Origin of the sequence: Psychrobacter sp. Sarcosine-02u-2 (assembly GCF_002836335.1) — a bacterium.
Classification (GTDB): domain Bacteria; phylum Pseudomonadota; class Gammaproteobacteria; order Pseudomonadales; family Moraxellaceae; genus Psychrobacter; species Psychrobacter faecalis.
Genome location: NZ_PJBX01000128.1, coordinates 1 through 21,381 on the forward strand (window position 1 = coordinate 1; position 21,381 = coordinate 21,381).

General features: G+C 44.1%; 18 protein-coding genes. 6 read left to right on the forward strand and 12 right to left on the reverse strand.

All coding sequences use genetic code 11. The features are described 5' to 3' along the window. Positions 1-124: 124 nt before the first annotated feature. The 3 genes from CXF58_RS04095 to hflX all read right to left on the reverse strand — a co-directional run bounded on the left by CXF58_RS04095 (position 125) and on the right by hflX (position 3,159). Positions 125-814 carry an LrgB family protein gene (locus CXF58_RS04095; protein ID WP_102076701.1) on the reverse strand — a complete coding sequence of 230 codons (690 nt, stop codon included), beginning with the start codon at positions 812-814 and terminating at the stop codon, positions 125-127. 22 nt (positions 815-836) lie between these two features. Then, entirely contained in the window at positions 837-1,289 is a 453-nt protein-coding gene (locus CXF58_RS04100) for a CidA/LrgA family protein (RefSeq protein WP_102076702.1), read from the reverse strand. 430 nt (positions 1,290-1,719) lie between these two features. After that, a complete protein-coding gene (gene hflX / locus CXF58_RS04105) occupies positions 1,720-3,159 on the reverse strand; it encodes a ribosome rescue GTPase HflX (protein ID WP_102076703.1) in 1,440 nt (479 codons plus the stop codon). Positions 3,160-3,545: 386 nt separating this feature from the next. On the opposite strand from hflX, the gene CXF58_RS04110 reads away from it, so the two are divergent. After that, entirely contained in the window at positions 3,546-4,346 is an 801-nt protein-coding gene (locus CXF58_RS04110) for a lysophospholipid acyltransferase family protein (RefSeq protein WP_102076704.1), read from the forward strand. A gap of 185 nt (positions 4,347-4,531) precedes the next feature. Here the strand turns inward: CXF58_RS04110 and CXF58_RS04115 are convergent, their stop codons facing one another. Both CXF58_RS04115 and CXF58_RS04120 read right to left on the reverse strand, forming a co-directional pair. Continuing rightward, the gene (locus CXF58_RS04115; RefSeq protein ID WP_068403990.1) at positions 4,532-5,572 is read right to left on the reverse strand and encodes an aldo/keto reductase; all 1,041 of its coding nucleotides are present in this window, start codon (positions 5,570-5,572) and stop codon (positions 4,532-4,534) included. 56 nt (positions 5,573-5,628) lie between these two features. Next, positions 5,629-6,126, reverse strand: a complete 498-nt coding sequence (locus CXF58_RS04120) for an FKBP-type peptidyl-prolyl cis-trans isomerase (RefSeq protein WP_068403991.1) — start codon at positions 6,124-6,126, stop codon at positions 5,629-5,631. 336 nt (positions 6,127-6,462) lie between these two features. Here CXF58_RS04120 and CXF58_RS04125 point away from each other — a divergent pair, with 336 nt between their 5' ends. Together CXF58_RS04125 and CXF58_RS04130 are read left to right on the forward strand one after the other, a co-directional pair. Continuing rightward, positions 6,463-6,780, forward strand: a complete 318-nt coding sequence (locus CXF58_RS04125) for a hypothetical protein (protein ID WP_068403993.1) — start codon at positions 6,463-6,465, stop codon at positions 6,778-6,780. A 131-nt stretch (positions 6,781-6,911) separates the two neighbouring features. Continuing rightward, on the forward strand, positions 6,912-7,589 hold the full coding sequence (locus tag CXF58_RS04130; protein WP_068403995.1) for a DUF1294 domain-containing protein: 678 nt from the start codon (positions 6,912-6,914) through the stop codon (positions 7,587-7,589). Between the two features lie 13 nt (positions 7,590-7,602). On the opposite strand, the gene CXF58_RS04135 is transcribed toward CXF58_RS04130, so the two are convergent. The 5 genes from CXF58_RS04135 to CXF58_RS04155 all read right to left on the reverse strand — a co-directional run bounded on the left by CXF58_RS04135 (position 7,603) and on the right by CXF58_RS04155 (position 14,591). Next, positions 7,603-8,214, reverse strand: a complete 612-nt coding sequence (locus CXF58_RS04135) for an O-acetyl-ADP-ribose deacetylase (protein WP_082894242.1) — start codon at positions 8,212-8,214, stop codon at positions 7,603-7,605. Positions 8,215-8,383: 169 nt separating this feature from the next. After that, the gene (gene lspA, locus CXF58_RS04140; protein ID WP_102076705.1) at positions 8,384-9,001 is read right to left on the reverse strand and encodes a signal peptidase II; all 618 of its coding nucleotides are present in this window, start codon (positions 8,999-9,001) and stop codon (positions 8,384-8,386) included. Next, the gene (gene ileS, locus CXF58_RS04145) at positions 8,994-11,852 is read right to left on the reverse strand and encodes an isoleucine--tRNA ligase (RefSeq protein ID WP_068403996.1); all 2,859 of its coding nucleotides are present in this window, start codon (positions 11,850-11,852) and stop codon (positions 8,994-8,996) included. Before ileS ends, lspA begins: the two co-directional genes overlap by 8 nt. Before the next feature lie 420 nt (positions 11,853-12,272). Continuing rightward, positions 12,273-12,836, reverse strand: coding sequence for a protein disulfide oxidoreductase (locus CXF58_RS04150; RefSeq protein WP_068403998.1), 564 nt, complete (start codon positions 12,834-12,836; stop codon positions 12,273-12,275). 117 nt (positions 12,837-12,953) lie between these two features. Next, the gene (locus CXF58_RS04155; protein ID WP_068403999.1) at positions 12,954-14,591 is read right to left on the reverse strand and encodes a carbon-nitrogen hydrolase family protein; all 1,638 of its coding nucleotides are present in this window, start codon (positions 14,589-14,591) and stop codon (positions 12,954-12,956) included. Positions 14,592-15,329: 738 nt separating this feature from the next. On the opposite strand from CXF58_RS04155, the gene CXF58_RS04160 reads away from it, so the two are divergent. Further along, a complete protein-coding gene (locus CXF58_RS04160; protein WP_068404000.1) occupies positions 15,330-15,959 on the forward strand; it encodes a BLUF domain-containing protein in 630 nt (209 codons plus the stop codon). A gap of 107 nt (positions 15,960-16,066) precedes the next feature. On the opposite strand, the gene CXF58_RS04165 is transcribed toward CXF58_RS04160, so the two are convergent. After that, positions 16,067-17,527, reverse strand: coding sequence for an FAD-binding oxidoreductase (locus CXF58_RS04165; protein WP_068404001.1), 1,461 nt, complete (start codon positions 17,525-17,527; stop codon positions 16,067-16,069). A gap of 395 nt (positions 17,528-17,922) precedes the next feature. Between CXF58_RS04165 and serA the strand changes: the two genes are divergently transcribed. Together serA and CXF58_RS04175 are read left to right on the forward strand one after the other, a co-directional pair. Next, positions 17,923-19,149: a phosphoglycerate dehydrogenase gene (gene serA, locus CXF58_RS04170; protein ID WP_068404003.1), complete on the forward strand. Its 1,227-nt coding sequence runs from the start codon at positions 17,923-17,925 to the stop codon at positions 19,147-19,149. A gap of 331 nt (positions 19,150-19,480) precedes the next feature. Then, positions 19,481-20,014, forward strand: coding sequence for a DUF488 domain-containing protein (locus tag CXF58_RS04175; protein WP_102076706.1), 534 nt, complete (start codon positions 19,481-19,483; stop codon positions 20,012-20,014). A 115-nt stretch (positions 20,015-20,129) separates the two neighbouring features. Here the strand turns inward: CXF58_RS04175 and CXF58_RS04180 are convergent, their stop codons facing one another. Beyond that, positions 20,130-21,185: an oxygen-dependent tRNA uridine(34) hydroxylase TrhO gene (locus CXF58_RS04180; RefSeq protein ID WP_068404006.1), complete on the reverse strand. Its 1,056-nt coding sequence runs from the start codon at positions 21,183-21,185 to the stop codon at positions 20,130-20,132. Between the last annotated feature and the right edge of the window lie 196 nt (positions 21,186-21,381).

The following is a 21,381-nucleotide window of genomic DNA, read 5'->3' on the forward strand; positions in this document are numbered from 1 at the left end:
ATGCCCGAGGGTAGTTAAGGGTAAACCACAAAAATATCCCAAAAAAAATACCAGTCAGCGTTAACTGACTGGCATTAAGCAAGTAGGATGGGCTTTAAGAGTTTTGAACAGAAGGTAAAATATTTTAAACCGATAAGGCACTGATAAAAATAGGTACCCAAACAGCGGTCACTAAGCCATTGACCGCTAAGCCAAAGGCAGCATAGCGTCCAGCAGTATGGCTGATTTGCCACGCTTCTACGGTGCCAAAAGCATGTGCCGCTAAGCCAAGCGCGAGGCCTTTGGCGCGGTCGTCATCAATACCGCGAAATAAAAAGCGCGCTAAGGTGCCACCAATCAGTCCTGAAACGATAATTATTAAGTTTGCTAATGCCAGCGGCGCTTTAATCAAATCGGCGACGCTCAGACCAATTGGTGTGGTCACCGAGCGCGTCGCAAATGCCAAAATGGTCTCGTGGCTGAGCGAAAATACATACGCCAATGACATGGGGAGCAAGGCGCCAACCACGCTTGCCAGTGCCACAATCATGGTCAGCTTTTTAACTGGCAAACCCTTAAAGTTCATCGCCGCCAATGGCACGGCCAATAATACTGTCACATAGCCTAACAGATGGTCAAATACCGGTTTTGCCACGCTGTAATAATGATTATAATCCCATTGCAAAATAAACAAAAACAGTAGTACTAAGACCAAAGCGGTGATGACCATCGGCAACCATGACAGCTTGCGCGCAAGGACACGGGCAATAACGTGGGCGGCCAAGGTTAATACTATCGCAGCAAGGGTCGCGCTAAACACACTATCAAAACTCATAACGTTACCTTATTAACAGAGCTTAATGCTGTCCCTTGTGCTTGTTGGTCATATTCATATCGTCATCATGACTGCCATCTTTATTATCGCTATTATTAAGCGAGCGATTGGCAAGGATAGCCAGTCCCCAAAGCGGAATAAGGGTGCTGACAATCATGGTCAGCATCACGCCCCAAAACTCATTACCTAGCGCGAATAGCAGCAAACCTGCACCGGCAGAAACGGGCAAAAAAGCAAAACCACTATCGACCAGTAAGGTGTTGCTTGCTTGGGTTAGCCAATGCGGTAGACCTTTTACCACTCGCCAAATAATTAAAATGATAAACATCGTTAACAGGCCGACGATATTGGCTGCTTTTTCAATACCCGCCCATTGGCAGACAACGACTGCTAACTCACGAACCACCACGACCATAATCAGCGTCAATATTAGCGCCATCCATAAAGGCGTGTTAGAAGTAGAGGTAGAGCTCATAAGCAATCCTAGCCAAGTCGGGTATAAAAAGGGTAATATGCTAAAAAAGAGAGTTTAATGCCAATGTGTTAACAAAAGCATGTCAATAAAAGCATTTTAGCAAAAGCTGATTATATAGACAGTAGACATATTAATAAAGCCTAAGCGCTAATTGCTGCTATTAAGCTGTTGTTAAATGTCTCGTATAGTGAGTGAAAAGTAATATCAATACAGCACGCACTGCTGATATCCATTTTTCTTGCTTGCTGTGCCTGCGCAGACAGAGGCTACAAAAAATTGATATCAGCAATACCGTCGCGTTTTTAGGATATTTTGACTATATCATAAATGTCCATTACCCCTTATATGCTACAAATATAAAAAAGGACACCATCATTTGATAACGTCCTTTTTAACTTCACCCAGATTAAATAACTGGCAACGAGGTTGTTTAACTTTGCGAATCAGATTCCTCTGTAGCAGAGTTTAACGCTTCAAATTCAGCAAAAGCATCTTCTTCCTCTGCCGTTAAAGAGGCAGCTGCATCCATACTCTCATCTTTTTGCTCAAACTCTTCAAGTATCGGCATTAGCAATGTTGCTTGCGCTAACGGCAATACATCTAACGGCTTTAGATTGGCTTGCCCCAATAGCTGTTTGAGCCTATCGCTTGGCAAGCGAATGGTTAGGCGCTCATGACCATTATCGTCATAGCTTTCTTCCAAAATCACGCCAAGCTCATACAAGATGTTTTTAAATTGGCCGGCGTTATACGGTAGGGTCAAATCAAAGGTGGTTAAGTTGCCCGTCAATAATTGCTGTACAGCAAGCGACAACTCTTCCATGCCTAGGTTTTGGCGCGAAGAAACATACACCCGATTTGGTTGACCTTCTTTTGCATAGCCAATGTGCGCCGGCTCATCGGTTAAGTCGATTTTATTATAAACATTCAGCACAGGCACATCGTTGTCAATCTCAGCAAGGACGTTTTTCACCGCTTGAATTTGCTCATGCATGTCTTCACTCGATGAATCAATGACATGTAGTAGTAAGTCGGCTTCTAGCGTCTCTTCTAGTGTGGCATGAAACGACTCGACCAACTCATGTGGCAAATGACGGACAAATCCCACGGTATCGACCAAAACCACGCGGCCAACTCCTTGCCAGTCAAGACGGCGCAAGGTCGGGTCAAGGGTGGCAAATAATTGGTCGGCGGCATAAATGTTTTCATCGACCAAGCGATTAAATAGGGTAGATTTACCAGCGTTGGTATAACCGACGAGCGAGATGGTCGGGACGTCTGATTTTTGCCGACGCGCTCGACCTTGGGCGCGGGTTTGGCGTACTTTTTCCAGTTTATTTTTCAACTGATTGACACGCACTTGTAATAAGCGGCGATCTGTTTCCAGCTGAGTTTCACCGGGTCCACGTAGACCAATACCACCTTTTTGGCGCTCCAAATGCGTCCAACCACGCACCAATCGCGTTGATAGGTGGTTTAACTGCGCAAGCTCAACCTGCAACTTACCTTCGTAAGTACGGGCGCGCTGGGCAAAAATATCCAAAATTAAGCCAGTGCGGTCAAGCACGCGGCATTGTACCAAAGCTTCGATATTACGCTCTTGCGATGGCGATAAATTGTGATTGAAAAGTACGATATCAGCGTCGTATTCGCGCACCAATTCTGCTATTTCTTGTGCTTTACCGCTACCAACGAAGTATTTGGCATCAGGACGCGCACGCGAGCCTGTAACCAGTGCCAAGCGGTCAGCGCCTGCCGAATCTGCAAGTAGCTCAAATTCATTTAGATCATCGGGATCTTGAATTTGGCGGATGTCTAAATGGACGATAATGGCGCGCTCGCCACCTTCATGTCTTTCAAAATATTCCAAAGAGTATCACCTATTATTAAAGTAGATAAATCGCTATGACCGCTTCAATGAGTATCGATATAGCTTTCATATGACCCTCTATATGTGGTCTTATCACTTGATATTAAAGCGTATAAACGCAATTAGCCATGTCTTTATGTTACAGCGTTTATAGGGAGATATTTTTATCTATAAAAATTTTAAGCTGAGACTATTAACAAAAGCCACTCATAATTCAGTGTACAAGTCATCACTGAGTAAATAAATTTTGTTATACTCATTGCCCTTGTTTACGAGATATAATCATACGTTTTTTAAGCAGAACTCTTTTAAGCATTAAGCTTTTTTAGCACTAAGATGTAATAAAGCATTTTTAACCCATAAGTTTTTAACCACGAGGGATACAGATGAGCCAATCTAAGTCAGGCTTTTCACTCAAACAGCAGTTAGGTCGCGGCAAACAGATCGCTGGCATGACCACCACCATCGCTGGCGGATTGCGCGCCGCCCAGCGTATCGGTGCCTTTAAACAGCCGCCGCGCGAAAAGCTACCGCGCTATATTCAAGCGTTTTGCCGAAAAATGGCTGGCTCGTTTGGCGTGCAGGTGGTGGCAGTCGAGCGCGTAGAGCAGCATCACGGTCTATGGGTGTCTAACCATGTATCGTGGATGGATATTCCGGTAGTGGGGACGCTAAGCCCTGCTTTTTTCTTATCAAAGGCAGAAATTGGCGATTGGCCAATCTTTGGTAAGCTTGCGCATGCCGCAGGGACGGTATTTATTGAGCGCGGTTCCGGTGATGCGGGCACGGTTGCCACCCAAATTGCCAATTTTTTAACCAAAGGTTTTTCGGTTATCTTTTTCCCAGAAGCGACAACCACCGATGGTAAAAAAATCAAACGTATCCACGGCACTTTGCTGCAAGCGGCGATAGATGCTGACGTACCAGTACGCCCGCTGGTGATTGCGTATGTCAATAAAGATGGCACGTTAAGTGAGGCGCTGCCTTATTATGGCAAAATGACGATGAAAGATAGCCTAAAAAAGGTGCTCGATAGTAAAGACGTGACGGCTTTTGTCTTACCGCTTGAGCCGATAGATCCTAAAGGGTTGAGCAAAAGTCAGCTAACCGATTTGTTACAAGCGCATATGCAAGAAGGCTTGGCTGAACTGCATTCGCGGGTTTTAACGAAAGCTGGCAAACCTTAAGCAAGTACAAAACTGCTTGAAAGATAACCGCTTTAATAGAAAAATTAGTAGCAGAAAAGTAGTCATAAAAAAGGCGCCAATCTTAGTCATAAATACTAATGATTGGTGCCTTTTTCTTTGCTATGCAAATACTTGAACGTCAGCTTATTAAAAGCTAAACAATATCAATCTATGACCACGTAATGTTATGGCGACGGATTAGGGTGCTGGGTATGTACCGCCTCAATCGCTTTTAGCACATCTGCGCTTAAGGTGACATTGATACTATCGATATTTGATTGCAGCTGCTCAGTGGTGGTTGCGCCAACGATATTACTAGTGACAAACGAGCGCGAATTGACAAAGGCCAATGCCATTTGCGCCATATCCAAACCGGCTTCGGCAGCGATTTTGGCGTATTGAGCGGTGGCGGCTTTTGCTTCGTCATTGGTATAGCGAGCAAAGCGGTCATACATCGTCAGACGCGCGCCTGCAGGACGTTTACCATCAAGGTATTTGCCAGATAAAACCCCAAAGCCGAGCGGCGAGTAAGCAAGTAAACCAACATTTTCACGATGGGCAATCTCTGCCATGCCAACTTCATATAGACGATTGAGCAAACTATAAGGATTTTGCACCGTGATAGGCGCGATTAAACCATTTTTGTCCGCTTCCCACAGATAACGCATCAGCCCCCAGGCGGTATCGTTCGATAAGCCATAAGCACGAATACGACCTTTCTTGATCTCGTCATTTAGTGCTTGGATGGTCTCTAAAAAAGGCGTCAAATCATCCAGCGACTGCGCTGCCATCTCTTCACTATAACCGCGCTGGCTAAAAAAGTTCGCTTGCCGTTCAGGCCAATGCAACTGATAAATATCAATATAATCGGTTTGCAAACGCTCAAGATTGCTATCGATGGCGCTACTAATATGCGCCGCATTAAAGCGCGTCTGACCATCGCGTAAAAAATCCATCGGTGAGATTTTGCTAGCAAGAATGACCTTGTCGCGCTGTTTGGTTTTATTAAACCACGTGCCCATAAAGCGTTCGGTATCGCCTTGCTTGTCTTTATCAGGCGGCGACGGATACATTTCGGCGGTATCCCAAAAATTCACGCCTGCACTAAGGGCCATGTCCATCTGGGCATGCGCGTCGCTTTCGCTATTCTGCTGCCCCCATGTCATCGTTCCTAAGCAGATTTTTGAGACTTTTTCATTCAGTTGCGGCAGTGTTTGATATTGCATCTGTTTATCCCTGTTTTTATTCTCAATAAGGTTTTATGTTCAAGCCGTTTTTCATACTACATAATCTTGATACCTGTGACGCCCGGCGGGGTGACTTGGAATATTTTTACTTTAAACAGTACCGATTGACCAGCAAGTGGATGGTTAAAGTCGACTTCAACTTCGTCGTCATCGATGGCGCTAATGGTACCGGGCAGGGTGTTTTTGCCTTTATCTTCAAACTCGACCAACATTCCGATTTCAGGATTGTCAGCGACTAAGGCAAATTGGGTGCGGCTAAAATGCTGAATGTTATCAGGGTTCCACTCGCCAAACGCTTGCTCAGGCTCAAGGTGGGCGGTGCGCGTATCGCCAGCACGTAGGTTCATCAGCACTTGCTCAAAACCCGGTAAAAAGCTCTCATCGCCAACGGTCAGCGTCACTGGCTCGTCGCGGTTAAAGGTTGAATCAATCACCGTACCGTTTTCGAGCGATACTTCAAAATGCAGCTTCACAAGGCTGCCGTGGGTGATGCGAATGTCTTCATTAGGGGTGATAAATTGGGAGTCGGTCATAGCAAAGTGTCTTTTATAGAGTAAGGTTTAGAAGATTAATTATAAAAGAGAGTTTAGCATAACCGTCTGCTGTACATGTTCATGTCGCCTGTATGACATGAATTATTTTATCAATACTTCCATAATGGAGATACATCATTAATCGTTAAATGCATCTCATCAAAAGTAATAAATACAGGAGTTTAATAAACTGATATAAGATTGATTGCCATATGGGATGATTAATTGATGAAATTAAGTTGACATTATTTTTCATATTGTATATAAATGTAAAGTTAATATAAGGAACGTAAATATATATTAATAATTGTAATTTAAATAACTTCTGAGATGATTATGAAAAAAGCTATTTTGGTAATTGGAATGTTCGCGTTATTGGCTCAAGGGTGTGCAACTCCACATGTTGTACAAACTAAAAAAGTAAGTGACGTTAATTTGTCTTGTCAGCAAATTCTTAATGAAATAGCAGAAGCTGATGACTTTGAACAAAAGGCACGCGCTGAGCGTAAAGCGACTGGTAAGAACGTAGCAGCAGCAATTTTATTTTGGCCAGCCTTAATTGGTACCTATTCTAATACTGAAGAAGCTATCAATGCTGCAAAAGAGCGCCGCAACAATTTGACTAACTTGTATGAACAGAAAAAATGCCGTTAATACCTTAATGTCTTGTTAGGATATTTTATGGTCAATAAAAAGCTAAGAGTAATGCTCTTAGCTTTTTTTATGAGCGCGGGAAGGTTATATAATGGTCGTTAATAATCATTAAAATCAAAAAGTATACAGTTATGAAAACTAAGCAGATAAATATAAGAAAACAAGGTCATATCAAAAAATGGCAAGACGATAAAGGTTTTGGTTTTATCGAAACTGCGGCGGGCGAGTCGGTGTTTTTTCATGTTAGCGCGTTTAAAGCCCCGCGCCGTCCCGAAATTGGCGAGCAAGTGGTTTTTACAGTAGGGCAAGACAATCAGGGACGCCTGCAAGCAAAGGATGTACAAGAACTCAGCTTTGTACAACAAAAAATGGCGCAAAAGAACAACCAAATCCGGCAGCGTAATCACAAACGCAGCGCCCAAGCAGAATTTGAAACAGGGCAAAAGAAACGCTTGTTCCTTGGTGTTGGATTTTATGGGGTTTTAATTTTATTGGCGGTCATGAATAAGCTAAGCTGGCTAGTGGTTGCTTGGTACGTGATATTAGGCGTCATTACCTATGGCATGTATGCCAAAGACAAAGCCGCTGCCCAAAATGGCGACTGGCGTACGCCTGAGTCAACGCTGCATCTGTTGAGTACGCTTGGCGGTTGGGTCGGTGCGCTGGTCGCTCAAACCTATTTACGTCATAAGTCACAAAAGCCGGAATTTCGTATCGTTTATTATTTGACCGTCATTATTAATTTGGCAGGGTTGTTATTTATTATGGTAAACGGTGGCGACTTAACGGGATTAAAAGCATTGTTCTAAGCATGTTTTACTTTTAAGACTGCTCTAACATTTGCTTATAAATCGCTGCATCGCTGGCTGAAAAACAGCAAAAAATGACTTCACGAATTGAAAGCTCAGACATTTCGCCTAAACTATTTTGTAGATAATCTTTTACCGTACCCATAGCAATTTGCGCTGCTTTTTCGATTGGATAGCCATACACGCCGGTACTGATAGATGGAAAAGCAATGCTGCTTAGATTATTTTGAACTGCTAAGTCCAGCGAGTTTCGATAACAGCTGGTGAGTAGCTCTGGCTCGTGACGATTGCCACCATGCCAAACAGGGCCGACCGTATGAATCACATACTGGCAAGGTAGCTTAAACGCTGGACTGATTTTAGCATCACCTGTCTGGCAACCATTCAAAGTACGACAATACGCCAATAATTCACGTCCCGCTGCCCGATGAATTGCACCATCGACACCGCCGCCACCAAGCAAGCTTGAATTGGCCGCATTGACAATCGCATCAACATTTAAGGTGGTGATATCGGCTTGCAGCACTGACAAAGTAACAGTGTGCTTATTATTTTCATTAGCAGCAGAAATTTGCTTTTGAGCAATAGGTTTTATTTGATTATTAGACCTTTGGTTATTAGACATGGCAGCACCCTTTTTATATTGAACTTAATATACTTTAGCGTTTTTAGCGTCACTCGACTATATCGCTTACGTTATCAATAATCTTTAATATACTATCTCTCAAAAAAGGCGCAAAAAAATAGGCTACCGATTTGGTAGCCTATTTGCAAAGTCATTGTATTTATATCATTTAAGCATCACGTTTCTTTTCTAAAAACAGTATATCAATAACAATCAGCGCCACACCAATACAAATACCAATATCGGCAATATTAAAGATTGGATAATGCCAAACGTCGGCGTAATGCACGTGAATAAAATCAATCACGTGACCATGGAGCAAGCGGTCAATCAGGTTGCCAAGAGCGCCACCAAGCACCAGAGCCAAACCAAACGATAACAGCTTGGCTTTACGCGGTGCTTTGACGAGATAGACGATTAAAAATAGCGACATTACGAGTGCCAGTCCGGCAAAAAACCATTTTTGCCAACCTGCTTGGTCTGCTAAAAAACTAAACGCCGCGCCATAGTTATAAGCAAGCGTCCAATTTAAAAACGGCTCAATCACGGGCACAGGCTCAAGGAAATTGAGATTGGTTTCAGCCAACCACTTCGTCCACTGGTCAACGATAAGCACAGCAAGCGCCAGCAAGTACCATATAAAGGCGCGACTGCCATTAGCGACCATTTTTGGCGTCTTCTTCAGACGACCTTTAGGCGTGGTTGAGCTACCTGTAGTCGCATGCGCAGGCGTAGGCGAGTTATCGGCCTCAACCTGCGGCTGCTTATTTTTAGGTGAGTTAGGCATAATGGCGCACCTCGCCGTCGCCTGCGACGTTGGTCACGCAGCGTGCGCATAGTTCAGGATGCGCCGCGTCTGTACCGATATCATCACGGATGTGCCAGCAGCGTACGCATTTGGTGCCCGTCGCCGCGCTAACGTCAACCACTAAATCACCCGATGCATCTTCATTTTCATTGTTATCGGCTTTTGCGCTGGCTTTATCAGCAGGCGCGGTGCTCATTGGTTTTAACGTTGCGCTACTGGTAATCAGGACAAAACGCAGCTCTTCGCCAAGCTTGGCTAAGCTGTCATACATCGCACCGTCAGCATATAAATCAACGCCCGCAGACAAGTTGGCATTGATGATTTTTTCACCGCGTGCGGTTTCGATATGTTTATTGACCATATCTTTTGCTTGCATGATACGTTGCCAGTCGTCGCTACTGATGGCGCTAAGCTCAAATGCTGGGAACTCATACCATGCTTCGGTAAATACGTAGCCTGCGTCAGTGCCGTTTTTACCTTGCAATACTTCCCAAGCTTCTTGCGCAGTAAATGATAAAATCGGCGTAATCCAGCGAATTAAGGCATGAGCGATATGATAAATCGCCGTTTGCGCAGAGCGACGCGGCTGTCCATCAGTTTGGGTAGTGTACTGACGGTCTTTGATAATATCGAGATAAAAGCTACCCAAGTCTTGCGAGCAAAACGCGGTGATATGCTGGGTGACTTGGTGAAAGTCCATCGCATCATAAGCACTGATGATTTGCGCTTGTACCGTTTGCGCACGCTCAATAATAAATTTATCAAGGCTAACCAGCTCATTGATATCAACGCTGTTGGTCGCAGGATTAAAGTCGTCGGTGTTGGCCAGCAAGAAGCGTAGGGTATTACGGATACGGCGATACATGTCGATGGCGCCTTTAAATACCGTTTTACCCGCGCTCATCTCATAACGATAGTCGCTCGAGGCAATCCACAAACGTAGCATATCCGCACCGGTTTTATTGATCTCGTCTTGCGGCGTGATGATGTTGCCAAGTGACTTACTCATCTTGCGCCCGTTTTCATCGACGACAAAACCATGGGTCAATACTTGTTTAAATGGTGGACGCTGGTACATCGCCTCAGACGTGAGTAATGAGGTCTGGAACCAACCGCGATGCTGATCCGAACCTTCGAGATACATATCGGCAGGATTGGTCAGCTCATCGCGCTGCTCAAGGACGGCAAAATGCGTCGTTCCTGAGTCAAACCAAACGTCTAGCGTATCGGTTGCTTTATCATAGTCTGCCTCTTCCGCCCCTAAAAAGTCTTCACAGCTGGCATCGAACCAAGCTTCAACGCCGCCTGCAGCGATTTTTTGCGCGGCCACTTCCATCAGCTCTAGCGTATTAGGATGCAGCTCGCCGGTTTCTTTATGAGTAAAAAAGGTAATCGGCACGCCCCACGTACGCTGGCGTGAGATACACCAATCTGGGCGACCGGTCATCATCGCTTCAATGCGGTTTTGTCCCCAAGCTGGCGTCCAATTGACAGAAGGAATATCAGCAAGCGCACGCTCACGCAGACCTTTGGTTTCCATACTGATAAACCACTGCGGGGTGGCGCGGAAAATAATCGGCGACTTATGACGCCAGCAATGCGGATAGCTGTGCTCGATTTTGGTATGGTTGATTAAATGGCCGTTATCATGCAGTGCTGCAATGATTTGCGGATTGGCTTTATAGATATGCTCACCGGCAAATACCGCCGCGCTGTCTAGATAAACGCCCGTTCCACTGACTGGGTTTTCAACCGGCAAGTTATATTTCAGGCCAACGATATAATCGTCAAGACCATGCCCCGGTGCGGTATGGACGAGGCCAGTACCGCTATCCGTGGTTACGTGCTCACCTAGGATTAGCGGCACTTGACGCTCGCTAATCAATGGATGCTGGGCGCGCAGACCTTCAAGCTCGCGTCCTGAAACGGTAGCTAAGATACCATCGTTAGTCAGTTTAAACTCGCTTAATGCACTTTCAACCAAGTCAGTGGCTAATAAGAAGTTACCTTTGGCAGTTGCGACCACGCTATAGTCATGCTCAGGGTGTACCGAGATGGCTTGGTTTGCTGGTAACGTCCAAGGGGTTGTCGTCCAGATAATTGCGGCGATGTTACCTTCAATGCCGCTTAATGCTGCAACCTTGTCGGTATCTAAGACGTCAAAGCTCACATAAATAGCATCAGAGACTTTATCTTGGTATTCCACTTCAGCTTCTGCTAGCGCAGAGCTACAATCCAAGCACCAGTTGACTGGCTTCATGCCGCGGGTGACGTGGCCGTTGTCATAAATTTTAGCAAGCGCACGTACGATATTAGCTTCTTGATGGAAGTTCATCGTCAAATAAGGATTGTCCCAATCACCAAACACGCCCAGACGTTTAAAGTCAGCCTTTTGTAGCTCAATCTGGGTACTTGCATATTCGCGGCATAGGCCACGAAATTCAGTTGCTGAGACTTTTTGACCGACCTTACCGACTTTAGCTTCGACTTTTTGCTCGATAGGCAAACCGTGACAGTCCCAACCTGGCACGTAAGGCGCATCAAAGCCTGACAAGGTTTTTGACTTGACGATAATGTCTTTTAACACTTTATTGACCGCATGACCTAAGTGAATCTGACCGTTGGCGTATGGAGGACCATCATGCAAAATATATTTGGTTGCGCCCGTCCGCGCCTGACGAATTTTGCCGTACACGTCGTCGGCTTCCCAAGCCGCCAGCCAGTCTGGCTCACGTTTGGCAAGGTTGGCACGCATCGCAAATGGCGTATCGGCAAGGTTTAGGGTGTCTTTATAATCGTGGCTTGGGGTGTCGGTACTTTTATCAGTCATAGAAGGTGTCTTATAAGATGATGGTTAAAGGTTGTGTTTAAATTCAGGCGTAAGATTAAAGATATATGGGGTTAAATATTGGATAATCGATGCTAGTCTTTTACTTATTACTTGAAAAAATTTGCTTAAAAAACATGGCGCAAAATAGGTTGCTTATCACTTGATTTTAAATGGACACGTCCATCATAAATACTAATCAGACGATTGCAACAAAAAATATTTTTAGCAGAATACTTAGAAAAGGGAATAGGAGTACGGCAGCTATTATATGACAAAATGAGTAGGGTAAAAAGAGCTGGCCGGTATCGTCCTATTTTTAGCCAAAAGCAATGACTTATAGCAGCAATGCGCCATCTATTAAAGCATAGGTCTAGACCCCTTAATTGACCATTTATTAGATTTTATACTATTGACCAAGGGTTAAAAAACTTCTGATAACCACAAACGCAATTTGAGCGACCAAAGCGGCTGAATACCGGTCAAGCCTTGCGTCATCTCGCCATCTTTCAAAACCACATAAGACGGCGTTACTTGGCCTTGCCAATCAGCAAATATCTCACCTTCTTGGTCATTGATAGTGGTAAAGCGGTAATTGTGTTCGGCAAGGTAGCTATGCAACTCTTGGTCAGAACCGGATTTAATCGCAATCGTTACCACAGGATAATTATTCGCCGCCGCAAGCTTATCTATCGTTGGCGAGGTTACCCGACAAACCGGACACCACGTTCCCCAAAAGTATACCAGCGTTGGCTTATCCCGACTCATCGCTGCCAAATCAACGCTTTGCCCTTGATAGTCGGTTAGTTGCAATTGCGGATTGGCTGGCATGACCGGTTGGCGCCACCAGTTAATCGCCATATAAATGATCGTAAATGCCAAACCATATATAAGCAAATTTTTAGCAACAGACAATAGCTTTTGCTTGGGCGTTTTTTTTGGCGTCTCAGGGGTTTTTGTAATATTGAGATTAGAATCAGTGGTCATAATGGCTGCTTTTTTGCGCTTAAATGTTAATAGATAAAAATAAACGGCTGAATGGTCAGCCGTCTTATTATAATTTTTAGATTGTTATGTTTAATGCTTGTCTTTTAATATAAGCGCTTAAGGTTTTTTCGCGCGGTCTTGCAATGGGTCACCGATAAGCACGCTACCTGAGTTTTCACGGCGCTCAGCATCTGATAATTTACTCGCTGGCACTTTGGCTTTTCTTTTCCACTTTAAGCTAAACAAATCATCACGGCGGTCAAGTAAATTATGTACCGAGCCTTCATTACGAACGTGAATAAGCTTGTCTAAGTTCACGTCAGAGAAAAATACCATCTCAGTATTGGCCGTTGTTTCTGCCATAATCGCATCATGCGGGAACGCAAAATCCGAAGGTGAGAAAATAGACGACTGCGCATATTGAATGTCCAAGCTTTCAACCTGCGGCAAGTTACCGACCGAACCGCAAATCATCACATAACATTCGTTTTCGATCGCCCGTGCTTGGGCACAGTGGCGTACGCGCAGGTAGCCGTTTTGGGTATCTGTCCAAAATGGGACGAACAAAATATCCATGTCATCAAGCGCCATCAAACGCGCAAGCTCTGGGAACTCAATATCATAGCAAACCAAGATACCGATACGACCAGCATCAGTGTCAAATACTTTGACCTCATCGCCCCCTTCAATCACCCACGCGCTACGCTCATGCGGGGTAATGTGGATTTTACGCTGCTCTTCGACCGTACCGTCACGGCGGCACAAATAACTGACGTTATATAAAGTATCATCGTCGTCCAAAAACGGCATGGAACCGGTGATGACATTGACGTTATAACTGACTGCCAAATGCGAAATCTCGTTTTTAAACCATTCGGTATAACCGGCCAAAAAGCGAATCGCGACGTTTTGATCAGTCGATTCACACAGTCCCATCAATGGCGCGTTAAAGAATTCTGGCAAACAAGCAAAGTCAGAGTTGTAGTCGGCCATGATATCGACGAAAAACTCAACTTGTTGCAACAGCTCTTCAGGTGACTCAACTTCACGCATTTGCCACTGAATACCGCCGATACGCACCTCAGATTTACGGGTATTCGGCTTATAATCTTGCGGCTCATAATAGATATTTGCCCATTCAAGCAACGTCGCAAAGCCTTTTGACTGCGCATCATCTGGCAAATACGCGGTCAAAATACGTTTAACAATAAAGCCATTGGATAACTGAAACGACAGTGCTGGGTCATGAATCTCACGCGCTTCTACAGCCTCAATATACTCGCCCGGGGTCAAATCCTGATGATTATGATAATTGGGAATACGACCACCGGCTAAAATAGCGCGGAAGTTTAACTGACGGCACAGCTCTTTACGCGCATCATAGAGCCTACGACCTAAGCGGTAACCACGATATTCAGGGTCGATTAATGCATCTAGCCCATAAATCGCGTCGCCTTCAGGGTTGTCTCTGATGATTTCTTTATGACCGATTAAGTCATCATAAGTATGCGGGTTAGAGAACTTGTTGTAATCGACGCGCATAGAGAGCACGATGCCAATCAGCTCATCGTGGTCAAATAGCGCAATCTGCCCTTCGGGAAAGGCATCAATCAAAGCATGAATGGTGTTTTTTGACCATGCTCCGCCCAAGTTGACATAAACGCGATCCATCAAGGCTTTAAGCTGCGGGTAGTCTTTTTTCTTAATCTCAGCGATGGTTAGGTGAAAGTCATCTAATTTTTCAATTTTGCTCATAATGTTCCTGTCTGTCGTCTCTGTAAATCGGTCTTAATAAATCGATATTAATATTTTTTTGCTAAAAATCTTGCTAAAAAGGGCAGCTATAAATAAGGTTTTTATAAAAAACTGGCTATTAAAAATCGTAAGAAAAGCACGTAAAAGGTGTTTTCGCATAGATGCAATTGCTAAAAGTAAACGCCAGCGCCCAGATTTTTCTACGACTTTTTAGACCATAATGTCGAGAAAAGCATATCAATAGGCTTATTTAAACGTTACAATCATTTATCTTTGCATTTACAATGAGTTATACGCAAAAGTTATAAATTCTGCCTTTGTCATTATTTGTTTTAATGAGGCGATTTAGCAAGTTTGCAAGGGTGCATTTTACCACTGTGTTTTGTCTTTATTTTAAATACTCTCTGCGGGTAACTTAATTTTTAGCCCATTTAGAGGACTATCGATTGAATTGAGGACATGCCCTAGCCCTTTATGGCGCAAATGACGCTTATTATCACGTTTCTCTTTGCGCTGGTTATGATAGCAACTCCCATAAACAATCACAGACAAGCGGCGTAATTATTTGCTAGGTTTTTGTTGCCCGATTTTATTACTAGGTCTTATTACCATATTTTATTGCTCAGTTTTCGTGAGGCACCATCTTTACTATCCGTAATATTTTTATTTTTTTACACGTCATTTTAGATGGCGTATTTTTTCGGTTGCCTTCAATGGTGACCTTTTAGGATTTTTATTATGCCCCTAACTCATGCTAATGCCTTTAGCAAATTAGATGAAATAGCAGATACTGCATTGATACAGTTGGTGTATGTCAGTAGCTTGACGCTTGCTTCACGGTTAAATGCAGCAATATTTGATGAGGTAGAAGCTCATGCGCGTGATTATAACGAGCAGCACGGTATCACAGGTACGTTATGTTATGGCAATGGGCATTTTTTGCAATGTATGGAGGGTGAAAAAGCCAAAGTGGCGGCGCTGACGCAGCGCATTTTTGCCGATAAGCGCCATAAAGACGTGCAAGTGCTCGTATTACAAGTGATTACACAGCGTGATTTTTCAGACTGGCGCATGCGTTTGCTGTTTTTGGAGCGTTGGCTTTGGTCACCTGCCACCAAAAAACAAGCAGCGCAATTGTCGCCGTATCTACCCTTTGCGCCGCACGGTTGGTCAGCTGAGCGTACCGAACAGTTTTTGCAAATTATCAAAACCTTTGACACTCCGCCTCATATTAAAGCAGCCGGCATTACCTATAACGCGCTTGGTAATATGGTGCGCCACATCGCCGCCCCGCATCAAGCTTTTTTAGTGGTGCAAGGGTTTTTAAGTGTACTGTTGGTCATCGGTTTGGCGCTGCTATATTTATAAGCTGGGCTATGGTGCTAAACAATAATATAAAAATGACGCTAAAATTTGATATTTAGCGTCACTTTTTATGTCATCAAACTTATTGCAATAATAATAAATTGAAGCAATTACATATCAAAAATCTTACCACGGTTCATAATATTATTGGGATCAAATACTTTTTTGACTTCGCGTAAATATTCAATCTCAGTCTCGCTACGGCTATAATTCAGATAGGGCTTTTTGGTCATACCAACGCCATGTTCTGCAGAAACTGAACCACCGTATTTTTGCACCGTTTCAAACACGTATTTATTGACGATTTGACATTCGCTAAAAAAGTCATCTTTACTCATGTTTTCAGGCTTTAAGATATTAAGATGCAAGTTACCATCACCGATATGACCGAACCAACAGACCTCAAAGTCAGGGTAGTTGCTACTGACGATATGATCAATCTCGGCGATAAATTCAGGTACATAGCTGATAAGTACCGAGACATCATTCTTATAAGGCGTGAATACTGAGATGGTTTCAGAGATATATTCGCGCAGCTTCCACAGCTCTTCTGCTTGCGCCAGACTCTGACTCATCACCCCATCGACGACCCAACCTTGTTCCATGCACTCCTCGAATATTGCCATGGCTTTGTCCATGATAGGCTCATACGGCGCTTCAAACTCTAGCAGGGTATAAAATTTGGTGCGCGATTCAAAAGGCTCTTGTACTTGACCATGCGCCATAAGCTTATCAATGGCGACATCGTCAAAGAACTCAAACGCCGTCAAATCAATTTTCGCTTGAAAAGCCGATAGCACATTCATCACATCAGTAAAGCTGTCCATGCCTAAGACCATGACGTTTAAGTCTTGGGGCTGACGCTCAAGCTTGATTTGGGCATGAGTGACTAGACCAAGCGTACCTTCGCTACCGATAAATAATTGGCGTAAATCATAACCGGTGGCGTTTTTTACCATACCGCGATTAAGCTGCAAGATATCACCTTTTCCAGTGACGACAGTCAATCCCATAATCCATTGACGGGTCATGCCATAACGAATCACTTTAATACCGCCAGCATTGGTGCCGATATTACCGCCAATTTGACTGGAACCTGCTGAGGCAAAATCGACAGGGTAGTAAAGCTCTTTTGATTCGGCGAATTGTTGCAGCTGCTCAGTGACCACCCCCGCTTCAATCTCAACCATGCGGTCAGCAGGATAAAACTGTCCAATATGATTCATCTTATCCATACTGACGACAATCTCGCCATTGGCGGCGACGGCACCAGCTGACAAACCGGTACGACCGCCACTTGGGGTTAAGACCACATTGTGCTCATTGGCAAGGAGGACAATCGCTTGTACTTGCTCAGTAGTCTTCGGAAAGACGATAGCAGCAGCAGCAGGCGCAAAATGCTTGGTCCAGTCTTTGCCCCAATGCTCGAGGCTCTCGCTATCAGTTTTGATTTGGCTGGGGTCAAACTGATGGACATCGAGCAAGCTGCTTAAGATATTTTGGATAGCAGTGGTAGTGGTTTGAGAATCATTTTGAGTGGTAGTATTGCTTTGGCTAGCTAAAGAAGTCATGGTCAAATCTCGGTAGAAACGCAAGCGCTATGCATAAAAGGGATTATTATATCGCTAAATGGATATAACCCAGCGGTGCTAACTGTGTTTATATAAATAAGTAGGTTTAGATAAGTATAAGCGAGCGCGTAGCGCAATGATAGATAGAGATGCTGTCATACGCCCATCTGTCTCGCTTAAATCGTTAAAAAACAGTTTAATAAGGTTTGGTTATAAGTTTTATATACCATGATTCACTATAGCATAAAAAGTTTTCAGGCTTGATAAGCAATAATTCATCTAATCTGCTAACATCGCTGCCAAATTTTGTGTAAGATATCCAGACTGTTTTCGTTTCATCCATCAGACTTATCCCACTGATGATTTTTATAAGACAATTATAGGACAGTTCTCACATGGCGTTATCACTACAAAAAGACAAGATCCGGTTTTTATTGCTTGAAGGTCTACATGACAATGCGTTAAAAGTATTGGAAGGGGCTGGTTACCATAACATCGAGAATATCAGTCACGCCCTAGATCAAGATGAGCTGATCGAAAAGATTAAAGATGCTCACTTTATCGGTATTCGCTCGCGCACGCAGCTGACGCGTGAAGTGCTTGAGCACGCCCACAAGCTGATCGGTATTGGCTGTTTTTGTATCGGTACCAACCAAGTCGACTTGGACGCCGCTCGTGATTTGGGTATTCCTGTCTTTAACGCGCCATATTCGAACACCCGCTCGGTCGCTGAGCTGGTACTTGCCGAAGCCATCATGCTATATCGCGGTATCCCTGAAAAAAATGCCACCGTCCATCGCGGTGGTTGGGGCAAGTCTGCGACCAACTCGCATGAAGTGCGTGGCAAAACCATCGGTATCGTGGGTTACGGCTCTATCGGCTCGCAATTGTCGGTATTGGCGGAAAGCTTTGGTATGAAAGTCATCTATCACGATGTTGTGACCAAATTGCCACTGGGTAACGCTGTACAAGTTGGTAGCTTAGAAGAGCTATTATCAACCGCTGATATCGTCACTTTGCATGTACCTGATGTGCCAAGCACGCGCTACATGATGAAAGCTGAGCAGTTTGCGCATATGAAAGATGGTAGCTACTTTATCAACGCCGCTCGCGGCACCTGTGTTGAGATTGATGATTTGGCAGCAGCCCTTGAGTCAGGTAAAATCTTGGGCGCAGCGATTGACGTGTTCCCGAAAGAGCCAAAATCTGCTGATGAAGAGTTTGAATCACCACTACGTAAATTCGATAACGTTATCTTGACGCCGCATATCGGTGGTTCAACCCAAGAAGCGCAAGCAAATATCGGTCTTGAAGTTGCCGATAAGTTTGTTCGTTACTCTGACCAAGGTGATACCGCAACTGCGGTGAACTTCCCAGAGGTTTCTGTACCGTTTAAAGAAGGCACGCATCGTCTGCTGCATATCCACAAAAACGTCCCAGGCGTATTGTCACAGATCAACCGTCTGTTTGCTGAAGCGCATATCAATATTTTAGCGCAGAGCCTCATGACCGAAGGTGACGTTGGCTATCTGGTGATGGATGTGGATTATAACGATTCACGTGCTGCTCTAGATCAGCTAAAAGACGTCGAAGAAACCATTCGCGTACGTATCTTATTTTAATAGATTATTCATAACGCTTAAGACTGACGGTATAAAGATACGTTTAACGTCTTAAAGTAAGTTAAATGAAATAGCAGATGACCTTGGTGGTTGTCTGCTATTTTTTTATGTTGGGTATCGTTATAAGTAGTAGAGATTTGGTTTGCTTTGCTTGATTTTGCTGCGTTAGCGACCTTCAACCACGATAGTCCTACAAAAGTCCTAATGAGTGAGCAGGTTGAGGCTGGGTAATATTGAATGAGTACAACCATTGAACCATTTAAGACAAAACCATGCAAAATAAGACGACAACAATAAATTGTAAAACGACAACTTTATCACGGCTTAACCCATGACCACCACATTTTATACGATTGGACATTCCACCCGTAGTCTTGAAGAGCTGATTAAAATGCTTCAAGCAGCCGATATCGAACTGCTCATCGATGTGCGCAGCTTTCCGCGTTCTCGTACCAATCCTGTCTTTAATATCGATACTTTTCCAAAAGCACTCAGTCAAGTTGGCATCAGTTATCAGCACTGCGCCGACCTTGGCGGGCGACGTCCGAAGCAAAAGCAGGTCGATGAACACATTAATGATCTATGGCATGTGCAGGCTTTTCATAACTACGCGGATTATGCGTTAAGTGATACTTTTCAAGCCGCTCTCGATCAACTTATTCAACTCGGGAAAAAACAGCGCCTTACCCTTATGTGTTCTGAAGCAGTATGGTGGCGTTGCCATCGGCGTATCATTACCGACTATTTACTGCTGCGAGGCCATAGGGTAGAGCATATTATGGACGTTGGTCGCTTGGATGTTGCCAAGCCAACACCCGGGGCTGAGCTAAAGGGTCAAGGCCAAGTAATTTATCCAGCGGTATAATATAAATAAGAGCTATAAAAAAAAGAGACGCTGTTGGCCTCTTTTTTATAGCTCTTATTTAACAAGACTTATTTAATAAACCTTAATGCAGTTAAGCTTTGGTTGATTTAGCTTATTAAGCTTTGGCTTTATTGGCGGTTTCCGCTTGACGGCGAGCTTCAATCTTAGCTGCTTTGCGCTTTTCAATCACATCGATCACATCGCTACCAATATGCGCTTCACCACGTTTTTTTGCCAACTGCATTTGGTGCTCGCGCTCACGAAAACGCGCTTTTTGCTCTTCGGTTGCTTTATCGATACAGTGCGGGCACGATTCGCCTTTGATATAGGCAGCGCTTTGCATATCATCTTGAGTAATTGGCATGCGGCAAGCAAAACATTGCTCGTAGTTGCCTTTCTCTAAATTGTGATTGACCGAGACACGGTTGTCAAAGACGAAGCAATCGCCTTGCCACATGGACTCGCTGGCTGGAATTTCTTCTAAATATTTTAAAATCCCACCTTCTAAATGATACACCTCTTCAAAACCTTGCTCACGCATAAAGGCTGTCGATTTCTCACAGCGGATGCCGCCGGTACAGAACATGGCGACTTTTTTATGTTTCGCAGGATCGAGCTCTTTTGCCACATACTCTGGGAACTCGCGGAAGGTTTCGGTATTTGGATTAACCGCGTTTTGAAAAGTACCGATTTGAACTTCATAATCGTTACGTGTATCAATCAAAATAACCTCAGGGTCTGAGATAAGCGCATTCCATTCACTTGGCTTCACGTAGCGACCGACCGACTGTAATGGATCGATATTCTCCACGCCCATGGTGACGATTTCTTTTTTGAGCTTCACCTTGGTGCGATAAAAAGGCTGGGCATCGGTATACGACTCTTTAAAAGTAAAGCTGCCGATGGCTTCGATACTGCGCAGATATTCTAAGACATTATCAATTCCTTGGCGGCTACCAGAAATCGTGCCGTTAATACCTTCGCTCGCGATTAATAACGTGCCTTTGACGTCATTCTCTAACATGGTATTTAAAATGGGCTCACGATATTGCTCAAAATCGGTAAAGCGGGTGAACTTATAGAGGGCGGCAACGACAATATTATTGGTGACGCTATCGTATTCGTTGGCGTGAGTTGACGCTTGTACGTCAGTCGTTTGTGAGGTACTCATGTGTTTCTCCTGCTGGCTAGGTCGCAAACCTAGTGCATTGGGCTTAAGGTGCTTTTTAAAATTCACTGTTAAAATGAATTGGTAAGATTCATAACACTAGCGTGGTTGTGGAATTGGCTAATGCGGGCGTAGTTTAACAAATTTTAAAAAGGTTTTGGAGGTTTTATCCTCCTATAATTTCATCGAAATATGACAG

Bases quoted from the DNA above. Each gene is read 5' to 3' on its own strand.
- CXF58_RS04115 (WP_068403990.1), bottom strand. From the start codon at position 5,572: ATGCAATATCAAACACTGCCGCAACTGAATGAAAAAGTCTCAAAAATC.
- CXF58_RS04160 (WP_068404000.1), top strand. From the start codon at position 15,330: ATGCCCCTAACTCATGCTAATGCCTTTAGCAAATTAGATGAAATAGCA.
- CXF58_RS04175 (WP_102076706.1), top strand. From the start codon at position 19,481: ATGACCACCACATTTTATACGATTGGACATTCCACCCGTAGTCTTGAA.
- CXF58_RS04150 (WP_068403998.1), bottom strand. From the start codon at position 12,836: ATGACCACTGATTCTAATCTCAATATTACAAAAACCCCTGAGACGCCA.
- ileS (WP_068403996.1), bottom strand. From the start codon at position 11,852: ATGACTGATAAAAGTACCGACACCCCAAGCCACGATTATAAAGACACC.
- CXF58_RS04100 (WP_102076702.1), bottom strand. From the start codon at position 1,289: ATGAGCTCTACCTCTACTTCTAACACGCCTTTATGGATGGCGCTAATA.
- lspA (WP_102076705.1), bottom strand. From the start codon at position 9,001: ATGCCTAACTCACCTAAAAATAAGCAGCCGCAGGTTGAGGCCGATAAC.
- CXF58_RS04130 (WP_068403995.1), top strand. From the start codon at position 6,912: ATGAAAACTAAGCAGATAAATATAAGAAAACAAGGTCATATCAAAAAA.
- CXF58_RS04165 (WP_068404001.1), bottom strand. From the start codon at position 17,527: ATGACTTCTTTAGCTAGCCAAAGCAATACTACCACTCAAAATGATTCT.
- CXF58_RS04120 (WP_068403991.1), bottom strand. From the start codon at position 6,126: ATGACCGACTCCCAATTTATCACCCCTAATGAAGACATTCGCATCACC.
- CXF58_RS04125 (WP_068403993.1), top strand. From the start codon at position 6,463: ATGAAAAAAGCTATTTTGGTAATTGGAATGTTCGCGTTATTGGCTCAA.
- CXF58_RS04095 (WP_102076701.1), bottom strand. From the start codon at position 814: ATGAGTTTTGATAGTGTGTTTAGCGCGACCCTTGCTGCGATAGTATTA.
- serA (WP_068404003.1), top strand. From the start codon at position 17,923: ATGGCGTTATCACTACAAAAAGACAAGATCCGGTTTTTATTGCTTGAA.
- CXF58_RS04155 (WP_068403999.1), bottom strand. From the start codon at position 14,591: ATGAGCAAAATTGAAAAATTAGATGACTTTCACCTAACCATCGCTGAG.
- CXF58_RS04110 (WP_102076704.1), top strand. From the start codon at position 3,546: ATGAGCCAATCTAAGTCAGGCTTTTCACTCAAACAGCAGTTAGGTCGC.
- CXF58_RS04135 (WP_082894242.1), bottom strand. From the start codon at position 8,214: ATGTCTAATAACCAAAGGTCTAATAATCAAATAAAACCTATTGCTCAA.
- CXF58_RS04180 (WP_068404006.1), bottom strand. From the start codon at position 21,185: ATGAGTACCTCACAAACGACTGACGTACAAGCGTCAACTCACGCCAAC.